Below are 26,521 nucleotides of genomic sequence, written 5' to 3'. Positions count from 1 at the left end.
CGTCTAAAGCTGATCTGCTGCAAATACAATTCCGGCATCTTTACGTGCACTCATAAGTATACTCATCACAGACTGGCTGTGTTCGAGTAGTTCGTAACACCGTTTGTGATCCCCATTTGCATGGATGTCCCTGAACGCTTCCCACTCATAGTACAGCCAATTGGATTGGCTCTGGGCATTATACTCCTCAGCAGGCTCATTCCCGATCTGAAGCTTGATCTCCCGGCAACCGTTTGCTCCTCCCGCAACCTGAACATAACCTTTCTCGCCCTGAATGAGCACAAAGTTCATGCTGTTTGTGTCTTTGGCACCTACACATTCCGCAATAAACTCCGGATATTGGAGAACCACAACACCTGACGTATCAATACCGTTTGCATGCTGGTTCGCGGTATACGATACGGTATTCGGACTGCCAAACAGATTCATGACCAGATGCAGATTATAAATATTGATATCCATCAGCGCTCCACCAGAGAATTGTGGATTAAATACATTTGGTGTTTGCCCTGCAAGCAGATCATTGTATTTGCGCGAGTATTGACTGTAGTTACACTGGATGAGTTTGATCGGACCAAGCTTCGGTAGTTGCTCCTGTATAACTTTAATATTGGGCAGATGAATGTTGGAGATGGCTTCAAACAACAACAGATTCTTTTCTTTTGCAAGTGCAATCAGCGTTTCTGCTTCCTGAAGCGTGGACGTGAACGGTTTTTCGCAGACGACATGTTTGCCATGTTGAAGTGCCTGATAGGCCTGTTCATAGTGCACGCTGTTTGGTGAAGCAATATATACGAGATCTACATTTGTATCTGAAAATAGGGATTCCAGGTCCGTATAGATGGTACCGACCCCATACTTACCCGCAAGCTCCTGTGCTGTCTCTCTCTTCCGGGAGTACATCGCTGTACACGTAATATCTTCCAGTTCATTGATCGCAGATAAAATGGCATCCACAATGGACCCTGTACCAATCGTTGCTATATTCATCATATCGTTTCGCTCCTGTCGTTGGTTGTTTGTCAGTTGGCTCTCTTCGCTGCTTCGATTCCGTCATGTAAAATATCCAATACATATAAAACCTCTTCATCCTTGACCGGTTTATCACCGTTATGTCGAATGGCTTGAAGCAGTTGATCATATAAAATGCCATAGTCCGTCGCTTCCGAAGGAACTTTCTCCGTATGTGATGTTCCCTCATCGTCCACATAACTAATCGTACCCCATTTATCCTCCGGTTCAGCTTCAATGGATACCCTCGTTCGCCCATCTCCATTTTTCGTTTGATGCCCACTGCTATATTTAACAAAGCTCCCTCGATCCCCGTGTACAATGAATTTTGGATGTTCGATCTTCACGAGCAGACTGCACTTAATCGTAGCCTTCATTCGTCCATATCGAAAATCAATATCGATGTAATCATCGGATTCACCCGGCGCGATCAAACTCCGAACATCATAATCCATTCGGTCAGCTACGCCATATATGGAGATTAACTGATCGATCGTATGCACGGCCAAGCCATGCAGCAATCCAAATCCACTTCTCGCGTACTGTGGGTGAAAATAATCATAGTGGGACTGGATTTCAACAATATTCCCCAGTTTGCCGCTCTCAATCACTTTTTTCAATGTCAGAAAGTCACCATCAAATCTGCGATTTTGATTCGCCATAGCGATGAGATTTTTACGATTGGCTAGTTCAAAAATATCTTTGGCTGCCGCAGAAGTGGAGGCAAAAGGTTTCTCCACCAGCACATGTTTTCCGTGTTCCAAGGCCAGCTTGGCGTACTCAACATGGCTATCCACATGGGTGGCAACAACAATTAACTCAATCTCATCTTCCTGCAATATGTCTTCGATATTCGTCGTAAAAGTAATCTCGGGATAAAGTAATTCACGCTCTGTATCGCCAACCCGATCTTCCTCGCGACGGTATATCGTCTTCACCTTGATATTTGCTTTTTTGTCCAGATAAGGCAAATGATAATTCACTACTGCATTCCCAAATCCGATGATCGCCATATTCAATACCATGATCGCTCACTCCTCTGCTCTGGTTGAGAATTATGTTATCACGATCAAGTCAGGCGGAGAATGCTTTGGGACGGGATTGGCAGCATCATGCGCAATTCGATTTCAGGTTGGATTGTGTATGAAATTCAATTTCATTCTCTTCTTTTTTCATGTTTGAGAGCTAACATATCTTCCATAGTTTACCGATATAACATAAGGAATTAACGACATACATATAGAAAAACGAAGGGGACGATGAACGAATGAAAACAGGGTATACATACTTACAACGCACCATCTGTGCATTGCTGTTATTTACACTCATTGCAGCAGTGACATTGGGAGGTGGAACCGCAGCCGAGGCAGCTTCACTTAGCCAATCCACAGTGTATTATGAGTCCGACGGAGTTTTGTACAAAGTTTCCGCGGATGGCAGCAGTACAACAGAAGTATTAATTGATTTCCAAGGTGTAGACTTGCTCGCGGCAGGCTCTTATCTCTACTACACGCAGACTGCTTCTTCCACAACCTTGCTTCGGGTTCCAAATGACGGATCCAGCGATGCGGCAGAGCCATTTGCTACAGATGTACTCAGCTATTATACAGATAACGGATTCATCTATTATCTGGATGCTACAGGTACCATTTATCGCGCGAATGGCAATAGTGACGCTTCAGCTGTCACCAAGATTGCTGACAAGGCTGATACCGACTTCCCATTCCTCCTGGTAACCAAAGGGCGTGCCTACTATAATGCGTTGGTTAATGGAAACACGTGGATCGTGTCCAAAACGTCCAACGGTTCTGGAGCTGTGCAGCGGATTGCCGCAGGCGCAGTGGAAGGTCGTTATTTTACGAATCAAGCCAAAAACGAACTGCAACTGATGGTAAATACAGACCCGTACGAGGAGTTTTACTCCACCAATGCTGTTGTCATGTATAAGGTGAATTACAACACTGGCAAAGCAACTGCGGTTAATCCCAAAGCCAAACTGGATGTGAATGCTGTATATTCCGGTGGTTGGGGAAACAATCTTTACGTGTATAACAAAGGAATCGTTCTCGACAGCAATAAGGATTACAATTATGCCAAAGGCAAAGCGTTTGCGTTAACAACTTCAGCTAAAACACTTCAGCTTCATAACAAAAGCGTTCGTGAAGTAAGTGCCTTAGGTACAGACAAGGTTGTCCTTATTGATGCAGACAAAAAAGCTTATGCCAAAACGGTCTCGGGCAACAAAGTGACCAAGTCTGCCAACCTGAACCTGACAAATGTAACGTATGTGGCGAATCAATTGACCAATGGTACATCTACGGCAGCATACATCTCGGGCAACAACGGACTCTATTCGGTTAATACAGCCCTCAAGGTAACCAAACTTACCGGGGACGAATGGGATGCATTCCATATCAGAGATGATGTTGCGGGCCTCTTCTACATCAATGCCAAAGATCAATATCGCTTGTATCACGTGCAAACGGGTGGAACAGGGAAAAAAGTAATGAGTGACGTTTTCCTCGACAATATTCTATTGGTGACACCGTACTAACATATCCTGTTGATTCAGGCGTATAGCCCATTCAACGGACTTGTCCATAACAAAAAGGATTACCATGCAGCCATAACGGCTCTTGGTAGTCCTTTTTTGGTTGTCGAAAACTATTTTTCAAAAACATCTTCCATATGAGAATGATAATTGTTATCATTAAGAAAATAAGACAAAAGGATGGTCCGTATGACTGAACAGTTTCCCTTCATTGCTGAAAACTCATCTCTACCGCTCCTCTCCTCCATGTGCCGTGTGCGTCGTGGGGAGAATTTCCGTCTGCAAGGCAAGACGGTGTCACGGCCCATGCTCTGTCTTATTTTGCAAGGAGACGGTGTTCTGGTCCTGAATGATACAGTCTATACGGCACAAGCGGGCAACTTGTTTGTCCTGAAGCCAGGAACAACCATTGAGGCCGCTGCACGCTCGAATGTGACCGAATTTGTATTGCTAAGCATGGATACAGTTCAATTGCAGCAAGTGCAAGGTGAATGGAAAATGACCTCTTCACCCGCCTTCCCGCTGGATTGGCAGACAGGCAGATTGCTGGTTCGTCACGAGCAGCAGGCTGTATCACGTATAGAACAACTGTATGAAACCTATCGCGGTCTTCAACCGGACCACTTTATCAGCATACATAGCCAGCTGCATGAACTGCTGCAGTTTCTCTCGGAGAACCGGCTGGAAGCCAATCATGAGAAAGTGGACCCTGCCTTGGAGCGCAGCATTATGTATATGCGACGCTTCATGAGTGAAGGAATCAGCATGGATCAGCTTGCCAAGATTGCTGGCCTCACACCCAGCTCCTACTCTCGCAGTTTCAAGAAAGCTAAGGGCATGTCACCGACCGATTATCTGAATCGTTTACGTATAGACGAAGCCAAAAAACAGCTGACCGCGGAAACATGTGTCCTCAAAGACGTCGCGGTATCTGTCGGGTATGGCAATGAGTATTATTTTAGCCGCAAATTCAAACAAACCTTGGGGATTGCCCCAAGCGTATATATGAAAAGAGATCAACTTCGCATAGCTACGGCATCTATTATGGGATTTCATGAGAACTTGGCCTCGCTTGGACTGCGTCCGGTAGCTGTGCTGGAAGGTGAAGGTGTGTTTGACCGAGAAACGGATGAATATGAACAAGAACGCCGATTAACCAGACAATTCGATCAACTTCGGCAGGCGAAGCCAGACTTGATCATTGGTGATTTTTACCATAAGCCCTATTACGATCGCCTGAAAAATATTGCACCCACCATCATCTTGGAGTCCACTGATGACTGGAAAGAGAACCATATTCGCATAGCCGAACTAGTCGGACGTGAGAAACAAGCGTTGCTGAATTTCAAAGAACTTGAGTTTCGCAAGCTTGAAGCAAGCCTGAACCTGCAACCCTATTTCAGACAAAAACGGTTGGCTCTGATGGAGGTTACGAATCAGTTCATTCGCTTACAAGGGACTGGCGAGCATCCATTAAATCACTTGTTGTATGCTGAATTGGGACTTCAGCCTGCTCAGCTTGTATCTCCCGAAAGTTCCAGAAATGAGTATGTTGCGGATAGTATCCCCGTGCTGGATACGGATTACCTGTTGATCCATCGTGCTTCGCTTCAGCCTGCCAGTGAAAAGGTATTCCGACGCATGAAACAAACGGCATCATGGAATCGATCCCCTGCTGTATTGTATGGTAACGTTCACGATATATCGAACTGGCAACGGTTATGCTGGACCCCGGGTGGCCGGTTGCAGATTCTGAACGAACTGGAACAGATTACTCAGCAGTCTGTAGTCTTTCCTCAGGCAGGTCTGATCGGACATTAGATGTGAACATAGGTCGATACGATGGGCAAGATTATCTTTTACATCGTGTTCCTTCATTAATAATTCAGTAAGATATCGCACAGGCCAAAGGGCCCTCTCCTATAACGGGAAGGGCCCTTTGCATGTAATTATGAATGTTCCTTGATCTCTTCCTTCGGAACAAGCTTGTATATCTCTTCATTTTCCATGGTATCAATCAACCGATCCAACCATTTGTAATATGCTTCCGCTTGCAAAACTTTGTGTTTGTCTTCCATCAGAATGTGGATAAGTTCAGCGTCTGCCTGCTCATCCAGACCTTCGACTAACCGATTCAGTTCTTCAATTGATTTGCGTAGAATCTGAAGGTTACTCTCCACGGCTTTTCTCCATTTAATCGCAAAATAATCCGTAAACGTCTGATGCCAGTCGTATTCCACTTCATATAGGTCTTTTCTGGAGCCCTTGCTCCACACTTTATTTACCATTTTCAAATCCAGCAGTGTTCGTACACCTGTACTCATACTCGTTTTGCTCATTTCCATTTCCCGTCCCATATCGTCAAGGGTCATTGGTTTGTCTGCAAAAAATAGCAATCCATATAAGTGTCCCGTAGACAGCGTAACCCCGTAAAGATCCATATTACGTCCAATGGCTTCAATGACGCGCTTACGAATCTTCAGCACGGTTGCCTGCTGTTCCTCTTGTAAATGGTCCAAGCCCATGCTTGCAACCTCCATTCTGAACATTCCACAGTCTTTGGCGAAATAATTGCAACACTTTAAAAGTCCTGCTTACATGGGAAAGCACTCGGCCGGACATCATATATGCCAGAGGGCTTTCATTCACCCAATGTATGAAAATGGGAACTTTACCAGGCTACAATTGCCTATGACTATCTTTTAACCAAAAAATTCAGCTTCAATTCAGCTCATTTTCTATTGTAGGAAAAGCGATATCAAATGTAAAGGAACCTTATTAGGCAGAATAAGGAGAATGATGGAGCATATGCGAGGAAAACTTTGTACAGTTTTTACTGTACAAACATTATGTACTGTTTATTCGGTTGATATACTGGTTAAGTATTGTTAGACTTAAAAACGTTACCCAGAAAGACGGGAAGCGAAGCAACAACTACCGGATTTCGTGGCTGGGCGCATAAGTGTATGGGCTTATGGATGCTGAAAGCCGTTCGAAGTGCACAACACATCAGAAGGGGTGAAAACATGACCATACTTGAAGTGAAAAACGTAAGTAAATTGTTTGGCCCCCAAACCGAGCAAGGTCTGCAATTACTGGAGCAAGGTTGGGGTAAAGAAAAGTTGGCCAAAGAAAAACAGATAACGGTTGGCGTCAACCGGGTCAACATGGACATTAAAGAAGGCGAGATTTTCGTTATTATGGGTCTGTCCGGGAGTGGTAAATCCACACTGGTTCGGATGTTCAATCGTCTGATTGAACCAACATCCGGAGAAATTCTGGTCCATGGTAAGGATCTACGCAAGATGAACAAAGAACAATTGCGCGAAGTGCGCCGGAAAACGATCAGCATGGTCTTCCAGAAGTTTGCGTTGTTCCCGCACCGTACCGTTCTTGATAATGTGGAGTATGGATTGGAAATACAAAAAGTAGATAAGGAAGTACGCCGGGAGAAAGCAAAAACCTCACTTGAGCTGGTTGGCCTGAAGGGCTGGGAAGACAAAATGCCGGATGAACTTAGTGGCGGGATGCAGCAACGTGTCGGCTTGGCGCGTGCACTTGCCAATGACCCGGAAGTATTGCTAATGGATGAAGCCTTCAGTGCACTTGATCCATTAATTCGTCGTGATATGCAAGATGAGTTGATCGAGCTTCAGGATAAAATGAAAAAGACGATTATTTTCATTACCCATGACTTGGACGAAGCGCTGCGCATCGGCGATCGTATTGCCCTCATGAAAGACGGCGCAGTTGTGCAGATCGGTACACCGGAAGAAATCATGATTCAACCGGCCAACTCATATGTGGCCCGCTTCGTCGAAGACGTGGATCTGTCCAAGGTCCTTACAGCATCTCACGTAATGCGTCGCCCTGAAACAATTACGCTTGATCGTGGTCCTCGTGTTGCCCTCGAATTAATGCGCGAACGTGGTATTTCCAACCTGTTTGTCATTGACCGTTCGATCAAACTGCTTGGTGTTATTACAGCTGAAGATGCAACCCGTGCCATGCGCGAAAACAAATTATTGAAAGATATTCTGATCACGGACGGGCCGACGGTGTCGCCTGAGACCCTGATTCATGAATTGTTCGAGATCGTAAGTTCTGCCCATGTGCCGCTCGCTGTTGTTGGTGAGAATGGCCGTCTGCAAGGTGTTATCGTCCGCGGTGCCCTGCTGGGTGCACTTAGCGGTGAAGTTGCAGTAAAGGAGGAACTTGTGAATGATTCCCAAAATACCACTCGCATCGTGGATTGAATCCATCGTTGACTGGATGAGCTCCTCGCTCTCCGGATTGTTTAATGTAATCTCTATTGTTATTCAGGCAGTGGTTGGATTCTTCTCCGGGCTGTTTATGCTGCCCCATCCACTCCTGTTCATTGCCATATTGGGTGTTCTTGCGTTCCTCGTAGGTCGACTCCCTCTGACACTATTCACGGTTATCGGGTTCTTGCTCGTCGATAACTTGGGATACTGGTCCCAATCGATGGACACACTTGGTCTGGTTATCACTTCAGGATTGGTTTCGATCCTGCTTGGTGTACCTGTCGGAATCTGGCTCGCATACAGTAAAACTGCGGCACGTATCATTACACCGCTGCTTGACTTCATGCAGACGATGCCTGCATTTGTCTACTTGCTGCCTGCGGTTACATTCTTTAGCCTCGGTGTCGTTCCAGGTGTTATCGCGTCCGTTATATTTGCGATCCCGCCAACGATTCGTCTGACTCACCTGGGTATCAGACAGGTATCTGGCGAATTGGTTGAAGCAGCTGATGCATTCGGCTCAACTTCCATGCAAAAGTTGTTCAAAGTACAACTTCCACTCGCTTTGCCTACCGTGATGTCCGGTATTAACCAGACCATCATGCTATCACTGTCCATGGTTGTTATTGCATCCATGATCGGTGCACAAGGTATTGGTGCGGAAGTCTATCGTGCTGTAACACAGCTTCAAATTGGTAAAGGTTTCGAAGCCGGTCTGGCCGTTGTTGTACTCGCGATTGTACTGGACCGTTTTACACAAAATGTATTTATGCCAGGTCGCAAAAAGACCTCACGCATTACAGCCAAGCAAAAAGCATGGATCACTGCTGCGGCAACATTCCTTGTGCTTGTAGCTGGTTTCTCACAATACTTCGTTGGTGGCACAACTTCGGCTGGTGGCAACAATTCAGCAGCCAATGCTGTAGGTCAAGAAGTGAACTATCAGATTATTGGTATCGATCCAGGGGCTGGTATCATGAAGTCTGCTGCAAAAGCGATCGAAGACTATAAATTAACTGACTGGACTCTGATTGAAGGCTCTGGTGCAGCCATGACTGCCACACTGGACAAAGCGATCAAAAATGAAGATCCAATCATTATTACAGGTTGGACTCCGCACTGGATGTTCAACAAATATGATCTAAAATATTTGGAAGATCCAGAAAAATCTTTCGGTGATGCTGAAGAAATTCATACCATCGCCCGTAAAGGTCTGAAAGAAGATCACCCTGTTGCGTTTGAATTCCTGTCCCGTTTCCAATGGACATCGGATGAAATGGGTGAAATGATGACTGCTATCCAGGATGGCACATCCGCAGAAGAAGCAGCTAAAGCTTATGCGGAGAAACATGCCGATCAGATTGCTGAGTGGACCAAAGGTCTGACTCCAGTGAACGGTGATGCATTCAAACTAAGCTATGTGGCTTGGGATTCCGAAATCGCAAGTACAAACTTGCTGAAATATGTGATGGAAAACGAATTGGGTTATAAAGTTAACGCTCTGCAAGTCGAAGCCGGACCAATGTGGACGGGTGTTGCCTCAGGCGACGTAGATGCCTCTCCAGCAGCTTGGCTGCCATTGACACACGCAGACTACTGGGAACGTTACAAAGACCAGGTGGACGATCTGGGTGCCAATATGACAGGTGTACGTACAGGCCTCGTGGTTCCTAAGTACATGACTGAAGTAAATTCGATTGCAGATTTGGAGACAGGTGCCGCTTCTTCCACTCCATCGGCAAGTGCCAATGTGGGCGAAGAGGTTAATCACCAAATCGTTGGTATTGATCCGGGTGCCGGAATTATGAAATCCACAGCAAGTGCCATTGAGAAATACGGTTTGTCTGACTGGAAACTGCTTGAAGGTTCAGGAGCTGCAATGACAGCTACGCTGGATAAAGCTGTTAAGAATAAGGAACCGGTTATCGTTACTGGTTGGACACCGCATTGGATGTTCAACGCATACGACCTGAAATACCTGGAGGACCCGGAAGGGGTCTATGGTGAAGCTGAACAGATTCATACTATTGCCCGTAAAGGGTTAAAGGAAGACAAACCTGTCGCTTATGAATTCCTGGATCGCTTCTCGTGGACAGCTGAAGATATGGGTGAAATTATGGTAGCTATTCAAAATGGAGAAGATGCTCAACAAGCTGCTGCAGCTTATGCAGAGAAGCATAGTGACCAAGTAGCTGAGTGGACTAAAGGTCTGACCCCGGTGAATGGTGAACCCATCAAACTAAGTTATGTGGCGTGGGACTCCGAAATTGCAAGTACCAACTTGCTGGAGTATGTTCTGAAGGAAAAACTCGGTTACAATGTGACTTCCCTTCAAGTTGAAATCGGTCCAATGTGGACCGGCATCGCCAACGGTGATGTAGATGCTACACCAGCCGCATGGTTACCACTTACTTCAGCAGATTATTATAACAAGTACAAGGATCAGATCGATGATCTGGGTCCGAATATGGACGGTGCCAAAACGGGCCTAGTTGTACCAGCCTATATGGACATCAACTCTATTGAAGATTTAAAAGATAATTAAACCAGATTGAGATGATTAAACCTGAATTTGGTAAAAAGACCACCGAAATTTTTCGGTGGTCTTTTTGAGTGTAACTTTTACTTGGGAATGTCTTCAAACCTAATCAAAGCCTGAATGTACCTGAAGTGCCGTTAAAGTGGATTATCTCCCTTTTAATGAAAAGCTTCGCTCTGGATAGGATCAAGAGTCAGCTACTCACCCACGGTTGGAGCAGAGCAAGTACAAGCGCTAACGAATCGGAGACGTCTTATTCAAGGATATAAAGGGATTCCAGAAATCTAAAGAACCTGAGACACGTTATATCAGAATAAAACAGTCGTTTGCAGTGTTTTTGTTAGGGATTCCAGTAAATAACGTGTCTAATGTTCCTTACTTTGTAAAAAGAAGAGCTGAAGGCGAAATAAGGCGTCCTGAGTTCCTTGGAAAATTTCTCCCTTTCCCCAGGGTATAAAGGCTTGGGCTTCAAGACATTTTAAAATGCTAATCTCCACACCCGAACTAACCTCGAAAATCTCAAGCATAAAGCTAAACGTACTAATCGTTACCTTCTACATTAAAGGCTGTAAAATTGAATTATGTACTCACGCTCTGCAATTTTTTTTCTCTTTTCCTACACTTCACCAATCAGCAACAATAGTACCCCAATGGTAATCATGACAACACCGAGAATACCATATACCACTCTTGCACCCTGCCGTCCAATGGTTTTCACAAAAATCCCTGCTCTAAAACTCTTCATAAACCAGTCCCAATTGTTGATACCACCGAGCAAACTAAAAATTCCTGCCGCTATGGCAAATAGTGCGATTAAAACGGGTTGATCTTGCATTTCGTCAACACTCCTTCAATATAATCCTGTCTACTATACCTTCACTTGGTGTAAATTAACAGGCATTAATTAGTAAAAAAACAGCTTGTAGATGGAAGTCTACAAGCTGTTTTCATTAGAGTAAAGGAGTTTAGTGTTTCAGGTTAAAACTGGTTTTGGCTTCCTTTTCATAGGAAGATTGAATAGTCTTTATTACTTCGACTGAAATTCATTTGCTGACATCAACAGGGTCACCACTTCAGCACGTGTTGCTTCGGCGAGGGGGTTAAACATATTTTTTCCTGTTCCCTTCACCAATCCTGCATCATATGCAGCAGCGATATATGGAGCAGCCCACGCCGGTACTTTATCTGCGTCCGCGAAACTCAGTACCGGATTCGACTGTACCGGGAGACCGAGTGCTCTGACAAACATAACTGTCATCTCTACCCGTGATACTTTGCCTGATGAACGGAACGTATCATCCGTATACCCACTGATGATGCCTTGATCGACTGCTTGAGCAATAAAGGATTGTGCCCATGCAGGTATTCCCGCAGCATCCTTAAACGTCAATGCTTTGTTGCCGGCTGGAAGTTCAAATGCTCTGCCCAACATCACAATGAATTCGGCGCGTGTGGCTGGTGCATTTGGACGGAAATTACCATCCTGATACCCGTTCACAATTCCCCGGGAAATGGCTTGCTCAATGGCAGCAGCTGCCCAGTGATTTCCGATGTCCTTCAGGTCTACGACCGGAGTGGTTGGATTAGTACCTCCTCCATTACCAGGAACGGTTGGCGTAGTTGGGTTCGTAGGATTGGTTGGTGTAGTCGGTGTGGTTGGGGTTACAGGCGTAGTAGGTGTTGTAGAACCTCCACCACTGTTACCACTGCCCGGATTACTTCCATTATTGCCGCCACCATTACCAGGATTGCTTCCATTACCGTCCCCCGGAAGTGGCGCTCCCTTCAGATCCGTACTACGTCCTTCCGTCTTTTGATCAACTGTACCTACACGGTCCAGATGTTCATGGAAGATTTCATAATCGACCAGATTTAATTCGTAGAATCGATTATCATCTTTCGCCATTCTCATAGCACGATAGAAGTCTCCACCGTTAGCCATGAATGAATTGGTAGCGACGATATAATACCCATTCGGATCGATATCCGTGTACGTACCATCTGCATTCTTAATCTGAACTTTGACTACACGTTGACCAACTTGGGTTACGGTGTTGGTTGTTGCATCAATTTTCTCGCCTGGTTTCGTGGAATCGTAGTAGAACCGCATGCCTGCCACTTGCGGGAAGCGCCCTTCTCCCGTTTCCACACCACTAACGCCATTTTCCAGCGCGGCTGTGATTTCTTTACCTGTCATTTTCAAAGCAGACAGATTATTACCGAATGGCATCACAGACAGGAGATTGCCCAGCGTAATATCCCCTGTCTGGAATGAAGCTCGAATGCCACCGCCGTTCTGGATCGCCACGTATCCTTTGACGTCATTTTCCTGCACAATGGATTTCACTTTCTCCAGCATACCGTCTGTCATCAGGTTTCCTAAATTGGTTTCCTGTTTCCGCACAGTGCCACGTTCTCCATCCAGGAAGACATTCGTTTTACCAATAACTTTTTTCTTGAATTGTTCCAGCTGAGGCGCATATTCTTTCAGCTTGTTTGCGGCTTCCACATCATCAGCATAGACGAATTGGCCGTTTGCATCTTTGGCATCCAGACTCAGCAATTTGCCGTTCCACTTTTTCAATACGCCTGCTTCATCAAACGTAACATCCAATTGACCAAGAGAAACATCATATTCCCCAGTCTGCACAACCAAAGTTGGGTCCGCATGGGTATCCACCAAAACTGGTGCGTTCAGAATGGTGTGTGAATGACCACCAACCACAATGTCGATTCCTTCTACGGCTTCAGCCAATTTGAGATCCTCTGAGTAGCCCAGGTGAGTCAAAGCAATGATTTTATTGATGCCTTCATTTTGCAGCATCTCTACAGTTGCCTGTGCACTTGCTTTGTAATCCACAAACTTCAAGTCATCCCCTGGTGAGGAAAGAGATACCGTGTCCGGTGTCGTCAGTCCGAAAATACCGACTCGCTCACCATTCACCTCCGTAATAATCGCCGGATAGATTTCGGCTTTCTCACCCGGATCACCGATGCTATTGTTGTACAAACCACTCAAACTCGCATCCTTTGAATAATCAATATTAGCACTTACAAACGGGAACTCTGCTTTTTCAATAAATGATTTCAGTACGCTTGGACCTTTATCAAACTCATGGTTACCAAAAGTCATGGCATCATATCCAATCATGTTCATGAACTCCAGGTCAGCCAAACCATTAAATAGATTGAAGTACAATGTACCAGAGAATACATCCCCTGCATCCAGCACCAGGGTATTATCATTGCGTGTTTCCTTAATTGCCGTTACTCGGCGCGGGATGTTATCCAGATGCGCATGCGTATCATTCGTGTGCAGTACGCGCAGGTTGAAGTCCCCTTCTTCCACTGAATCTCCAATACTTAATTGTGCGAGTAGTGGATCATGGTCGCTCACCCGTCCATCCGCTGTCTCAAAATCGGCATTCACATGTACCACTTCGATAGCTGCTGTCTCAGTTAGATTTTTACTCACCAAAATGTGATCCAGTGTCTGAGAGTTTCCATCATAGATGTAGGAGTAACGCTGATTTTCTGGTAGTTCGTTTACCAGGTTGTCCAGTTCATTACCTTCAACAATGTTCAATGTATTTGAGAATTGGAAGTCATTGAAATCACCAAGAACAGCGACATTCACCTCAGGGTCTTTGTTCAGTAACTCTTTCACAAACCCATTCACCAATGCAGCTTGCTTCGCACGTTGAACTTCACTGCTTCGAGTCGCAGGTTGTATGCTTCCAAAAGGTTTCAGGTCTCCACCTTTGGAATTGAAGTGATTGGCAATCACCACTACACGTTCACCATTGAATTCGAATTCAGCGGCGAGTGGTTTGCGGGAGCTCGCGAACGCCTCATCCCCTGGTGCAATACGACCCGGATTATTGGAGAGACTGCCGTCAGCTTTGACTGTGATCGCTGTCGTAGCATTTCCTTTTCCGATACCAGTAGCCAACGATACACGGTTCGGTTGATACAGAAATCCTACACGAATATTGGCACCAGGTGCCCCGCCATCCTTGTTATTTTCCGGAGAAATCTCACTATATCGATATGTTGGTCCGTTGTTCGTTTTGATTGCATCAATTAGCGTCTGAAAACTCTCATTGGCCGCTGTTGAGCCCGTGTCGGCATCGCCATCGTTATCCTGAACTTCCATGATACCAATGATGTCTGGCGTGTTCAGATTATCCACGATGATTTTACCGATTTTATTGGCTCGTGTTGCATCTTTTTTGCTGAAGTTCTCCACATTAAACGTAGCAATGGTCAGTTTATCTGCCGCTTGTTCAATGGAAGTAGTCGCTTGTTTCGTTTCTCCAGGGATAACTGCTGGCAAATTCCCTTCAGGACTCACCTTAAAATTGCCGCTAGAGTATGTCATTACTCCGATTACATTCCCATCCAACTTATCGCCTGTTTTAACTGCTTTGGAAGGTTTCTTGCTGATAAATAGACGCTGCGGATTGAGATCACTCTCTTTCATACCTTTCTTGTTATCGGTCAGAATAACACCACCATGAGGTGTGCGAAGTGGATTGTTCTCACCATTATCCACAACAACGGCCAGACCCGGTTGACTGGAGTAAGGACCTATAATTTCAGGCTTTTCCAGTTCAACACGCATGCCTTCCAGACTTTCATAGAAGTCTATAGCATCCGTCTCGGGATTAAATTCTGCAAAAGAGTCCGAGTCAATGACTGTAGGAATGATTCGTCCATTGACACCCAACTTCACAGGTGCAGGTAGATCGACTTTATCTAACACTTTTAAAATGGTACTCGCCGTAATTTGCGTGGTGGCTAATTCGTTAACCGCCCCATATTCCGTAACTTTGCCAGATACCTTCACCTGGTTGCCAACGATAACTCCATGACTCGGTTTATATACCTGAATGGCTTCGGAGGTGCGTTCATCCGCATCGACTTTATCCGGAAGCTCTTGCATGTAAAAACTGCTTGTACTGACGGAGGTAACTATACCTTCGATATCCTTAACATCGTAGCCGTTAAAAACAGAGGTATGTCCTGCGCCCTGAATATCATGGATACGCACGTTTTCTTTATCAGGAAGTATTTTATACGTAAAGGTGTAAACTGCACTTGATTGTCCATTAAAAATGGCAACAGCTTTGATTACAATGTCTTGATCAATCACTATTGGACTACTGTACACGGTGGAAGAAGAAGTAGGCTCTGTATTATCCGTTGTGTAATGTACAATTGCATCCTTGGCTGGAGAGGTTAATGTGACTTCATTGTTCCGGGGAATCCCGCCAGATGGAACACTTGCCATCACAGACAGGCTATTTTCTACAACATCTGCGGCTGTTCTAGGCAAAATCTCTAATCCGTAATTACTGTTGAAGGTCAGAACACCCTGCACATATTCGTAGGTTTTGCCAACAGTTAGCGCGGTAGGAGAGTTTTTGGCATAAATCGTCATCTCAGCACCATGACTATCCGTAGCGTAAAACGTCGAACTACTGCCCCGTGTTACCTGAATATCTCTTACTTCGACAAACATTCCCTCATACTTTTCGCCCGGACCTTTGTTACTTTGGTCTGCTGGTCTGACAAAGTCTGTGGACACCATATTTTTGGGTCCGGGGAGTGTTACATTTTGCTCAGTTACCTTCATGTATCCTTCGGTAAAACCTGACTTATCCTTCTCGATCTGGACGAGTCCGCTGTAGTGGGTAATTGGACCATACACTTCAATGCGATCCCCCACATCAACTTGATTCTTCGCTCGGACTACAATGCCAGCTTCTTCGTCTTGAATATAATAATTCGTGAATTCTCCGGAGAGTTCACTGTACGTTACGACACCTGAAACGGCTACATTTGTATTTGGTGCAAGGACTCTCGCATCAGCAATGGTTATGATTCCAGTCCCGTCTGCTTCCTGCGCTTCTGCATTATCCGTCTCAGCTGGTTCTTCACTTTCAGTTCCATCAAGAACACCATCTTCGTTGCTCGGCGACTCTGTCCCCTCCAGGTCTGACGATTCTTCAGTTGGGACAGTATTCGGTATGGAAGTCTCCTGATCACTTGTGTGCGGCTCTTCCGTTACTACACTTTTCTCATCAGCATATGCGGTGCTACTTAATCCACCTATTGGTGCCGCACCTGTAACGACAAGAACGAAAACCAGAAACCCTTGTGCCCAACGTTTCACTTGCTTGTTGTTCATTCGTCCTACCCCCATGTTTTCAACTTGGCAATCATTTGTTCAGCCAGCTTGTACATTAGTTCAAATATAAGATAACTGAATAACAGAATTGTGTAAACAATATTTCTTCGTTATGAAATAAAATAGAACACATACATTACAAAAAGAAATCATTTTCTATTATCTAAAGCTAATTAGGACTAATTTCAGATCAAAATCATGTCTTTTTGATCTTTTTGAGTCACATTTATGTGCACATTAAACCATATACGTCACATAAACTAACATAAAAGATATGAATCGTTTATTATTTCGACATTTAATAACAGCATCTATCTATCCCTTTTTAAGAAAAATCAGACTTAAGTCTTATAGAATTTCAAGACAAAGGCATAACAATACGACGATCAGGATTGATCGCCGCATCTTTATTTTGAGTTTAGCCTACAATTACTTCTTCACCGTGCTGTTATATTGCGCAATCTTGTCTGTAATTTGTTTAGCTGCTGCATCCAATGCTTCCTGTGGTGTACCTTGTCCATTCAAGACCGTTTCAATCGCTCCTTCGACAAGTTGTCTGGCTTCCGGGAATACACCCATTAATGCCCCGGATGTTGCTGTCGAATCTGCGGAAGCGTGCAATTGGTCGACTGCTGTCTGGAATTGCGGGTACTTCGCCATATTATCCTTTAATACTTGCTCATTGTAGGCTGCTGTCGTAATAGGGAAGTATCCTGTCGCAACACTCCAGTTCGCTTGTACCTCTGGTGTAGCCAAGTACTTGATGAATTCCCATGCCGCTTGTTGTTGTGCTTCCGATTTGTTATTCATGATGTACAAGCTTGCTCCACCAACTACAACGCCGCCTTCTTTGGCATCCGCTGGACGAGGCAGGAAGCCTGTTCCCAGTTCAAACTTGCCACCTGAACCTTCTACGATTTTACGCAGGCCAGCCGTGGAATCCAGGGTCATACCGATTTGCTGAGCGGTAAATGCTGCCGTTGTATCGTCTGTGCTACGCCCCAGATTGGAGAGGGTTTTCTCGTCAATCATCTTTTTCCACCACGTTAATGTCTTCACTCCAGCTTCGGAGTTCAGCAGAGACTCTGTAGCTGCTTCAGTTCTTCCGTTTCCATTGTTTACATAATCTGCATTCTGGTTTGCAAAGAACTGTTCCATAAACCAGCCATAGATCGCCATGGATGCACCTGGCTTACCGTCTTTCGCCAGTGCTTTTGCCGCTTGCTCAAACTCTTCATACGTCTTTGGCGGGTTCTCCGGGTCCAGACCTGCTGCTTTGAACATATCCTTGTTGTAGTACAGGATCGGGTTGGATGTGTTAAACGGCATCGCGTTCAACTTGCCATCGATGGTGTAGTATCGGATGATGTTTGGCTCCAGTTGGGACAGGTCAAACTTGTCCTTGTCGATGAACTGTTGTACTGGCGTAATCATGCCCGAATCGATCATGAACTTGCTGCCAATCTCGTAAACCTGGATAATGTCAGGACCGCTGTCTGAGCCCATGGATGCTTTGAGTTTATTCAGACTCTCATCATACTTCCCTTGATAGATGGGCTTCACTTGAATGTCCGGATGGCTAGCGTTAAAGTCGGAAGCGAGTTGGTTAATGGCTTTCTCCCCAGCGCCAGACATGGAATGCCACCACGTCAATTGTGTTGTTTCGACTGCGGCTGCTTCTGCTTGAGCTCCACTTGCCGGGCTGCTTGTTTCAGCTTTTGTTCCGCAAGCGGAGATGACCAACATGAGTGCAGCCAGCATTAATGCGAATGTTCCTCTTTTTTTCAAACGAAATCGCTCTCCTTTTATATGGCTCGCGTACAATAAAATCTTGGGGATGACGCGGTGTGGCCGTTACGGTTACGAATCGTTCTTTTGATCGCTGTTATCCCCGGATTTCTTTTCATCCCCTTTCAAAGGGGGAAATCCGGGGATAAAGGCGAACGCTTTGCTTCTGCAGAATCGATTTCGTCCCCTCCACTACTACCGTCGTTCATTTCAACATCTTATTTGAAGCACGAGCCTCATTTTATTCGCTCCTGGTATCCAGACCTTAAGACCTGATACATGGTTTATTCAAAACCTCTAAATCAAAATCTTTAGATCAAAATCTTTAGATCAAAATCTTTAGATCAAAATCTTTAGATCAAAATCTTTAGATCAAAACCTTCAGAGCTTCCATTTCACTTAAACACTTGTAAAACTTTCTCTTCTTACCCCTTCAGCGCGCCTGCGGCCATTCCGCGGACAAGCTGTTTCAACCCGAAAATCAATAACAGTAAGGATGGTAGAATGACCATGGCTGTTCCGGCAAATACCAGATTCCACGCTGTGGATTCCTGGAACTCCAGCATTGAGATCCCGATCTGTGCGGTTCTCATTTCCGGTGTATTTGTCACCAGCAGCGGCCAGAGATACGAATTGTACATGCTTAAGAATGAATAGATTGCCAGTGTTCCAAGTGCCGGACGGGACAATGGCAAGACGTGCGATATAAAATAGCGAATATGACCACAACCGTCGATCCTAGCTGCCTCGAATAGTTCCTTGGGTAGCTGCATGAAGAACTGTCTCAGCAGGAATGTACCAAATGCCGTTGCCAGAAACGGCACTGTAAGCCCTTGATAACTATCCAGCCAGCCCCAGCTACGAACCGTGAGGTAGTTGGGGATCATCGTTACTTCCCATGGAATCATCATCGTTGCGACAAACATGCTGAAGATGACGTTTTTGCCTTTGAACTGCATTTTTGCAAAAGCATAGGCTGCCATACTCGCTGTAATCAATTGACCAAGCGTTGTCAGTCCTGCGACAAGAAAGGTATTGCCGATAAATCGACCGATCGGAACAATATCAAATACTTCGCTAAAGTTGGACAGATCGATTGAATTTGGAATGATATGCGGCGGATAAGCGCTCGCATCTTCCGGCGTCATGACGGCCATGAAAAAGGTGTACATCACCGGATACAACACAAGTGCTGCACAGATCGTCAGTAATACATACAACAGCGTTTTGGTCCATGTCGCACTCATTGGTAATGCACTTTCCTTTCTACCCATTTGAACTGGATCAGGGTCAGCAGCATAATCACCACAAATAGGATCAGTGCCTGTGCACTACCTGTACCAAAGCGGAAATTAACGAAGGCTTCCTGATAGATGGAATATACAAAAACATTTGTACTGTCCATCGGACCACCCCGGGTTAGAATGTTGATCTGACCGAACGATTGAAAAGCACCAATGATCGATACGACCGTAACAAAGAATAACGTTGGTGACAGTAGCGGCATCGAAATTTTGCGAAACGTCAGCAAGGGTCCTGCACCGTCAATCTTGGCGCTCTCGTAGATCTCATCCGGGATGCCTGCCAAACCACTGGATAGAATAATGTAGTTGAATCCAAGATTCATCCAGATTGTCATGATGGAGATCGAGATCAATGCCCAATCCGGGCTGGTAAGCCAAGGAACTGGTTCGATGCCTACTTTGCCAAGCAGATAATTCAGCATGCCCAGGGTCGGATGGAACAGAAACTTCCAGATGACCGCGGACGAACCCACGGATAACACCACGGGCAGAGAGAATACAAATTGGAACACACGCATTCCCTTGAACCGGTTGTGAGTCAGTGCAGCCAGAATCAGAGCAGCCAGCATACCCGTAGGCACTGTAAACAGGACAAATAGTACTGTCACTTTCATCCCTTGCATAAACAGTCCTGATTGGAACACCGCCTTGAAGTTATCCAGTCCTACATAAGCCGCAATCTGCCCCGTCGGATCTGTGGAATGCAGACTGAGATACACGGACTTAAACATCGGGTAAAACAGAAACACTGCAAACAAAAGCAGCGATGGTGCCAGGAAACCATAGGCCAGCAGATTCTCCCGCATTCGCTGCACACGCAGCGAGGCTGTCCGGCGCTCACTCGTACCGGATACGCGCCGTTTGGCGGCGGGCAAGCTGATCCGGTTATCAAGCTCACTCATCGGATTTTCTTCCCCCTTGTTTCACGCATTCAGTGTGTGTGAAATGTTACATCAACTTCAGCACCACGTTATCTAGTGTAAGAGTCGAATGTCACAGCAAAATTCATTCTGAATCAACGTAACGTTAATCATGGACAAGGGACTTTACGCAAATGTGTATCTATTCGAAAGCGGTATCCAGACCGGATTTCAAAACAAAAAAACCGCAAGAACTCCCCTTTTTGGAGATATCCCTGCGGTTCGATGTGTAAATGGAATATGAACGTTTGCCTATTAATAAACGCGACTCATTTTACAATAATCAGTAAATCTTCCAAACAAGGTGAAGCGATTAACCGTTCGAGTTAACGATTAAGATGATAAGGTACCGTGGTGACAATCACATCTTTGTAATTGATCAGATAGGCCCGGATCATGAAGCTGGTCTGGTTGTGCAGTACATTTTGCCACCAGTGCTTGGTGATGAATTGTGGAATCAATACGGTGATGTGATCGGTCTCGGCCGTTTTCCACTCTACGGTATCAATGAATTTCTTCAGCGGCCCCATAATGCTACGGTATCTCGATTTGATCACGACCAGACGAACGCCTGGATTCCACTCTTCCCACTTCTGCTCCATCTTGCGTATCGCCTCATCATCGAAGCCAATGTACAGCGCGACCACGTGATCCGACATCGTCTGGGCGTAACTGATCGTATTCATAACGACCCGGGTAATGCCCGCAACAGGAATGACTATCGTATTGCCTTTTTTGGCTGGCTTATCAACCTGAATATCAATCCGCAGCTCATCGGCAATGTTGCAATAGTGACGGTGAATACGCATGAACACATAAACAACGAGTGGTAAAAAGATAAAGATGACCCATGTCTGTGTGAACTTGGTGAAAATAAAGATCAGGGTAATCGATAATGTAGTCAGCATACCGACGGTATTGACCAGCAATTTCATCTGCCAGCCAGACGGTTTGACTTTGATCCAGCGAATCATCATGCCAAGCTGTGACAGGGTAAATGGAATGAACACCCCTACCGCATAGAGCGGAATCAGGCTTTCCGTATTGCCTTTGAACCCGACCACCAGCAGCGCAGACATCACACTGAGGAAAATGATCCCGTTCGAGAAACCAAGGCGGTCTCCTCTGACCATAAATGCATGCGGCATGTATTTATCCTTTGCCATCATGAAGGATAATAGTGGAAAAGCCGAATACGCTGTGTTGGCTGCCAGGAACAGGATCAGTGCCGTTACACCCTGGATAATAAAATACATCGTGCCCCTGCCAAACGTTGCTTCAGCAATCTGGGAAATGACCGTTGCTTTGGGATCAGGCTTCACTCCGTATCCATAAGCCAGTAAGGTGATACCGATGAACATGGCTCCCAATATACAACCCATGAGCAGTAATGTACCCGCGGCATTTTTCTCGGCAGGCTGCTTGAAGTTCGGGATCGCGTTACTTACCGCTTCCACACCGGTCAAGGCCGAACATCCGGAGCTGAATGCTTTTAATAACAGAAACATACTCACATGGGATAGACTTGTTCCGAATTCAGGTGCAGCTGCTTCCATTCCCCCGGCAAGAAATTTGATTCCGCCCGAGATAATCAGAACCGCAATCGAAAAGATAAACAGATAGATGGGGATCGCCAGCACAGATGCTGACTCCGTCACTCCCCGCAAATTCATAATCGTTAGAAAAACAATCATAATCAGAGCAATCACAACACTGTAGTCATGCAGCATAGGAAAAGCCGACGTAATCGCATCCGTCCCTGCGGACGAACTTACCGCAACGGTCAAAATATAATCGACCAGCAGAGATCCTCCGGCAATCAGACTGGATGTTGTACCTAGATTATCCTTGGCTACGATATAAGCGCCGCCCCCTGTTGGATAAGCAAATATCGTCTGGCGATAAGAAAAAATTAAAATGACGAGTAATCCCAGCACGGCGATGGAAATCGGAACGGAGTACCACAGGGCGGCGAATCCGGCCGCAACGAGCACCAGCAAAATCTGTTCCGTACCGTAGGCAACGGAGGATAGGGCATCCGAGGACAGGATGGCGAGTGCCTTCCATTTCCCCAATTTTTCTCCATCCAGTTCAGCCGATTTCATTGGCTTGCCTATTAAGATTCTCTTCATTTTGCCAAGCATGATCATAACTTCCTTCCGTCTCTCATCTGTGAAGCATTGTTATTATGCAAAATCGCAGAGCCGTTGACAATACGTCATTTCACCCGAATTTCGCCAGCGCGTGATAATGCATTCTACGATTCAATAATCGATAACAAAGCCATTCTTGTTTAGTATTTTGAACTATTTTGAACCAAAACGACGTTTGTTAGCCGAAAAACAGAAAATGGCCTTTGGTTCAGTGAACCAAAGACCACTTCCTTGATCTATGCGTTGACTATATTAACTGCCCAGAATGCCGGGACGAGGGGTAACACCAAACGCTTGCGCCAGTGTGGTCAGCTGCTCATCCGTAATTCTCTGCCGGATCTCGTGACCGGCAACCAGCATAAACACCTGGGCTGCCTTCTCAATCGTCTCAATCAGACCAAAAGCTTCATCAATCGTTGTACCTGTTCCAAAGATGCCATGTTGCGGCCAGATGACCGCGTGATATTCTTTCATTTTCTCAGCCGTTTCGCGGCCAATCTCGTTCGATCCAGGAATCATCCATGGAATAATACCGATCCCATCCGGGAATACAACCACACACTCCGTGCACATCTGCCAGAGGGTCTTGGTGAATTTTGCTTCATCCAATTCGTGTATAAACGTCATCGCCAATACATGAGTGGCATGGTTGTGCATGACAACCCGGTGGTTGGGGTCCAATTTCAGACGTTCGATATGGCTCATGAAATGTGTAGGCAACTCACTTGTTGGATTCGCGCCCGACTTCAATCCCCAGAGCACTTCCAACTCCTGTCCATCTTGCGATACACGCAGCACCCCCAGATTACTCTCGGGATCAGCGAGTACATTTTTGAAATATTTGCCCGATGCGGTCACGATAACATACTTGCCTGCCAGCTCCTGCACCGAAAATGCCGGTTTGATCTTGCGAATCACATGATTGATATCAATATATTGGGCAACTTCCTCTTCCTCCAGCAGATAGCTGACATTACCACCATTACGCTCATCCCAGCCATTTTTCCACATATGTTGTGTAATCTCAGCCATCTCACGGACAAATGGAATATGGAAACCTGCAACCTGTGTTGTGTCATTCGTAAGGGTCACGTTCATGATCAATCTCTCCTTATATTGAAAATCATATGGCTTGCCACGTACATAGTAAGTTCTTTATTTCACATTCATTATACCTTTGTTTATCTTTGATAGTCAATAAAAAACACAGAAATACACTTTTATTTATTTTTGTTTAGTTTTGTTTATTTGAAAATAAAACAAAAAAATACCCCACCGGCGTCCGGCGGGGTCAGTCACACATCTATTTAACACGAGAAGGGGTTTACAAGAGTTATCATACCTCCGCTACCTTAATAGAAGCTGAAAGCGAAATAAAAAAAGCATGAAAACATATATCCCCTCTGGACAGAAATTTGAGTGCCTTCTTTTCCGTCAGTACATATATCTCTCTGTCCAAACGCTTTCGTCAATTCTAACATATGCTATTCTAGCTTTTCTCAGGAAAAGACATTCATAAAAAAGGAGATGAACCTATGGCAGTCCTTTCTACAGGCCCGATCGAGAACAATCTCTCCGGTGGCAGCAGGCCTACACAACAAGTCACCATCAAAATGGTCAACACCGATTCCATCAATACGTCCAATGTACTCATTCAAGGTTATTTCCTGAATGGAACGAGGACCTTATATGTGCTTCAATCCGTTAATCTGACCCCCGGGCAAGTCTTCTCTCAAACCTACTTTGCCAACCTGGATGGATACGAATATGTATTCACAACGGGTGGAGGCGCAGCTGCATCAACTGAAATTTCAGTGTGGGGAAAAGACAGTAACGGGCAAATCGTCACCGCACATCGCATTGTTTCGAATGAACTAGTTCTATAAAAGGAGGGAAACAAAGATGGCCACAATCTCATCCGGACCCATTGAGAACAATCTGGTATCCGGATCAAGACTCACCCAATCGGTTACTGTCAAAATAGATAACGAAGATCCAATCAACGCCTCAAATGTTCTTATCGAAGGATATGCGCTGAACGGAACGCGGACCTTTATGTACTAGAATCTATCTCGCTTGCGCCCAATGAAGTCTTCACCAAGAGTTATTTTGCAAACTTGGATGGCTTCGAATTTATTTTCACTACCAGTGGCTTGGCGGAGAGCTTAACCGACGTTTCCATGTGGGGCAAAAATGCCACAGGACAATTGGTCGCTGCCCATCGACTAGTGACTTCTGAGTTGCTGGGTGCTGAAGGTGGCACTCCCGACTTCGAGTGGGGACAGACAATTTACTGGGCGGATTCCAGTGCTCCTGGACCGGGTACCGGATCACCCTTTGATCCATTTAATTCTCTGCAGGCTGCTATCGACGCAGCCACGAACAGCCCTCTTGCGGTTACTTTTGGCATGAGAGCCCGGTTGATTATTCTAATTGCCGGCAATTCATCCTTCAATGAAGACATTGTTATTCCTCCCGCAAGACATGTGCAAATTTTGGGACTTGGCCCCTGGCAACTCGGAAATTCGGATCTGGCCAACTTCGCTTCTTCCATTCCCCGCAATGTCACGATCCAGACAAGCCAGGCTGCAGAAGATGTCTATCTGGTTCAGGGACCTGCATTTGATGCTCGTCCTGTTACGGTTATAGGAACGTTTAATGACGGCACGTCCGTCAGTACGCATACCAACTACACGGACGGCGCCATTATAAGCGGTGACGTCACTTTTCAGAACGTGGCTGTGGGTGACCCGTTCACGACCATTGAATTTCAACTGCTCAATGCCAGAGTCGTAGGAAATATTGTACAATCGGGTCATATGGGTAATCTGAATACGTACCTGTATCACAGTCGCATCAACACCATGGTTCATAACGGTTTGAATATTCAACGGATGGTAGATAGTACTTCAGACAGTACCATTAATGTAAGAGGATACTCCCACATTACCAATTCCACGATTAATGGCAATGTGACCGTTACACTCGCCTTAAGTGACGTCCCTCCAACAGGCATATTCAGTAGTCAGTTTGCTACGATCACCTGGACAGGACCTTTAACGCTGGATGCCGCCTCCAACTATTATTTTGTTAACAGCGGATCTATACTTGTGGGAACCAAAACCGTATTATTCAGTATCGCCTAACATGTAATCCCTGTCCTTCACTGGTCGGGGGTTTCTTATTTTCGCAGCACATACGATGGATGCATCTTTCCTGTCGGTTCATAACGTTCATCACCTGTATACTCAAATCCCAGCTTGATCAAGATGTGACGTGACACTTCATTATCCGGATGATGCCCGGCAAACAGTGCCTTCACATTCATTGTGTCAAAGGCATAACCAATTACCGCCCGTGCCGCTTCCTGCGCATACCCTTTGCCCCAGTGATCCCGGGTTAGATGAAATCCCAATTCATACATATCCTCTTCTGAAGAATACGGACGCAGGCCACAGCAACCGACAAACACCTCCGACTCTTTCTCAAAAAGGGGCCAATATTGCACTCCCGCTTCCTTCTGCCTTTGAATCTCCTGTGTTAATCGCGCTTCTACTTCATCCTCACTCAGAAATCCCTTGCTGCTAATCCATTTTGCAACCTCGTGATCGCCCCACAATGCAAACGCCAGCGCACGATCTCCTTCGTTCCAAGTCGCACATTCCAACCGTTCTGTTTCAAATAAGATTGTTCTATTCATCATCCACTAACCTCCTGTATGCCAACACCAATCTGCGTGCCGCCTATACCTTAAATTAATCGAATGACCGTCAGGATAAACAACATTTATAATCTGT

General features: G+C 45.5%; 18 protein-coding genes. 7 read left to right on the top strand and 11 right to left on the bottom strand.

Annotated features, from left to right (window positions below):
- Positions 1–3: 3 nt before the first annotated feature.
- Positions 4–990: a Gfo/Idh/MocA family protein gene (locus tag MHI12_RS06705; RefSeq protein WP_405172947.1), complete on the bottom strand. Its 987-nt coding sequence runs from the start codon at positions 988–990 to the stop codon at positions 4–6.
- A gap of 32 nt (positions 991–1,022) precedes the next feature.
- Complete coding sequence (locus MHI12_RS06700) at positions 1,023–2,036, bottom strand: Gfo/Idh/MocA family oxidoreductase (RefSeq protein WP_405171919.1); 1,014 nt, start codon at positions 2,034–2,036, stop codon at positions 1,023–1,025.
- A gap of 242 nt (positions 2,037–2,278) precedes the next feature.
- Between MHI12_RS06700 and MHI12_RS06695 the strand changes: the two genes are divergently transcribed.
- Complete coding sequence (locus MHI12_RS06695; RefSeq protein WP_405171918.1) at positions 2,279–3,565, top strand: DUF5050 domain-containing protein; 1,287 nt, start codon at positions 2,279–2,281, stop codon at positions 3,563–3,565.
- A 186-nt stretch (positions 3,566–3,751) separates the two neighbouring features.
- On the top strand, positions 3,752–5,383 hold the full coding sequence (locus MHI12_RS06690; RefSeq protein ID WP_405171917.1) for a helix-turn-helix domain-containing protein: 1,632 nt from the start codon (positions 3,752–3,754) through the stop codon (positions 5,381–5,383).
- A gap of 128 nt (positions 5,384–5,511) precedes the next feature.
- Here MHI12_RS06690 and MHI12_RS06685 read toward each other — a convergent pair whose 3' ends face one another.
- The gene (locus MHI12_RS06685) at positions 5,512–6,087 is read right to left on the bottom strand and encodes a GbsR/MarR family transcriptional regulator (RefSeq protein ID WP_036611216.1); all 576 of its coding nucleotides are present in this window, start codon (positions 6,085–6,087) and stop codon (positions 5,512–5,514) included.
- Between the two features lie 501 nt (positions 6,088–6,588).
- Here MHI12_RS06685 and MHI12_RS06680 point away from each other — a divergent pair.
- Both MHI12_RS06680 and MHI12_RS06675 read left to right on the top strand, forming a co-directional pair.
- A complete protein-coding gene (locus MHI12_RS06680) occupies positions 6,589–7,818 on the top strand; it encodes a glycine betaine/L-proline ABC transporter ATP-binding protein (protein ID WP_341010098.1) in 1,230 nt (409 codons plus the stop codon).
- The gene (locus MHI12_RS06675; RefSeq protein ID WP_405171916.1) at positions 7,784–10,372 is read left to right on the top strand and encodes a glycine betaine ABC transporter substrate-binding protein; all 2,589 of its coding nucleotides are present in this window, start codon (positions 7,784–7,786) and stop codon (positions 10,370–10,372) included. Before MHI12_RS06680 ends, MHI12_RS06675 begins: the two co-directional genes overlap by 35 nt.
- A gap of 610 nt (positions 10,373–10,982) precedes the next feature.
- Here the strand turns inward: MHI12_RS06675 and MHI12_RS06670 are convergent.
- From MHI12_RS06670 to rhaD, 7 genes are all read right to left on the bottom strand, one after another.
- The gene (locus tag MHI12_RS06670; protein WP_405171915.1) at positions 10,983–11,201 is read right to left on the bottom strand and encodes an immunity 17 family protein; all 219 of its coding nucleotides are present in this window, start codon (positions 11,199–11,201) and stop codon (positions 10,983–10,985) included.
- A 192-nt stretch (positions 11,202–11,393) separates the two neighbouring features.
- Entirely contained in the window at positions 11,394–16,559 is a 5,166-nt protein-coding gene (locus MHI12_RS06665; protein WP_405171914.1) for an S-layer homology domain-containing protein, read from the bottom strand.
- Between the two features lie 429 nt (positions 16,560–16,988).
- On the bottom strand, positions 16,989–18,347 hold the full coding sequence (locus MHI12_RS06660) for an ABC transporter substrate-binding protein (RefSeq protein ID WP_405171913.1): 1,359 nt from the start codon (positions 18,345–18,347) through the stop codon (positions 16,989–16,991).
- Positions 18,348–18,772: 425 nt separating this feature from the next.
- On the bottom strand, positions 18,773–19,594 hold the full coding sequence (locus MHI12_RS06655) for a carbohydrate ABC transporter permease (protein WP_036669010.1): 822 nt from the start codon (positions 19,592–19,594) through the stop codon (positions 18,773–18,775).
- Positions 19,591–20,553: a carbohydrate ABC transporter permease gene (locus tag MHI12_RS06650; protein ID WP_405171912.1), complete on the bottom strand. Its 963-nt coding sequence runs from the start codon at positions 20,551–20,553 to the stop codon at positions 19,591–19,593. The genes MHI12_RS06655 and MHI12_RS06650 overlap by 4 nt, the downstream gene beginning before the upstream one ends.
- 344 nt (positions 20,554–20,897) lie before the next feature.
- Positions 20,898–22,715: an APC family permease gene (locus MHI12_RS06645; protein ID WP_076216918.1), complete on the bottom strand. Its 1,818-nt coding sequence runs from the start codon at positions 22,713–22,715 to the stop codon at positions 20,898–20,900.
- Between the two features lie 261 nt (positions 22,716–22,976).
- Complete coding sequence (gene rhaD, locus MHI12_RS06640) at positions 22,977–23,822, bottom strand: rhamnulose-1-phosphate aldolase (RefSeq protein WP_405171911.1); 846 nt, start codon at positions 23,820–23,822, stop codon at positions 22,977–22,979.
- A gap of 437 nt (positions 23,823–24,259) precedes the next feature.
- On the opposite strand from rhaD, the gene MHI12_RS06635 reads away from it, so the two are divergent.
- The 3 genes from MHI12_RS06635 to MHI12_RS06625 are packed head-to-tail and all read left to right on the top strand — an operon-like array spanning position 24,260 to position 25,870.
- Positions 24,260–24,610, top strand: a complete 351-nt coding sequence (locus tag MHI12_RS06635; RefSeq protein ID WP_341010113.1) for a hypothetical protein — start codon at positions 24,260–24,262, stop codon at positions 24,608–24,610.
- 16 nt (positions 24,611–24,626) lie between these two features.
- On the top strand, positions 24,627–24,788 hold the full coding sequence (locus MHI12_RS06630) for a hypothetical protein (RefSeq protein ID WP_405171910.1): 162 nt from the start codon (positions 24,627–24,629) through the stop codon (positions 24,786–24,788).
- A gap of 53 nt (positions 24,789–24,841) precedes the next feature.
- Positions 24,842–25,870: a hypothetical protein gene (locus MHI12_RS06625; protein WP_405171909.1), complete on the top strand. Its 1,029-nt coding sequence runs from the start codon at positions 24,842–24,844 to the stop codon at positions 25,868–25,870.
- Between the two features lie 35 nt (positions 25,871–25,905).
- Here MHI12_RS06625 and MHI12_RS06620 read toward each other — a convergent pair whose 3' ends face one another.
- Positions 25,906–26,427, bottom strand: coding sequence for a GNAT family N-acetyltransferase (locus MHI12_RS06620; protein ID WP_405171908.1), 522 nt, complete (start codon positions 26,425–26,427; stop codon positions 25,906–25,908).
- Positions 26,428–26,521 lie beyond the last annotated feature (94 nt).

The organism is Paenibacillus sp. FSL H8-0280, assembly GCF_045040665.1.
In the GTDB taxonomy this organism is placed as follows: Bacteria; Bacillota; Bacilli; order Paenibacillales; family Paenibacillaceae; genus Paenibacillus; species Paenibacillus xylanexedens_A.
This window is presented reverse-complemented; position numbering and strand designations above follow the sequence as displayed.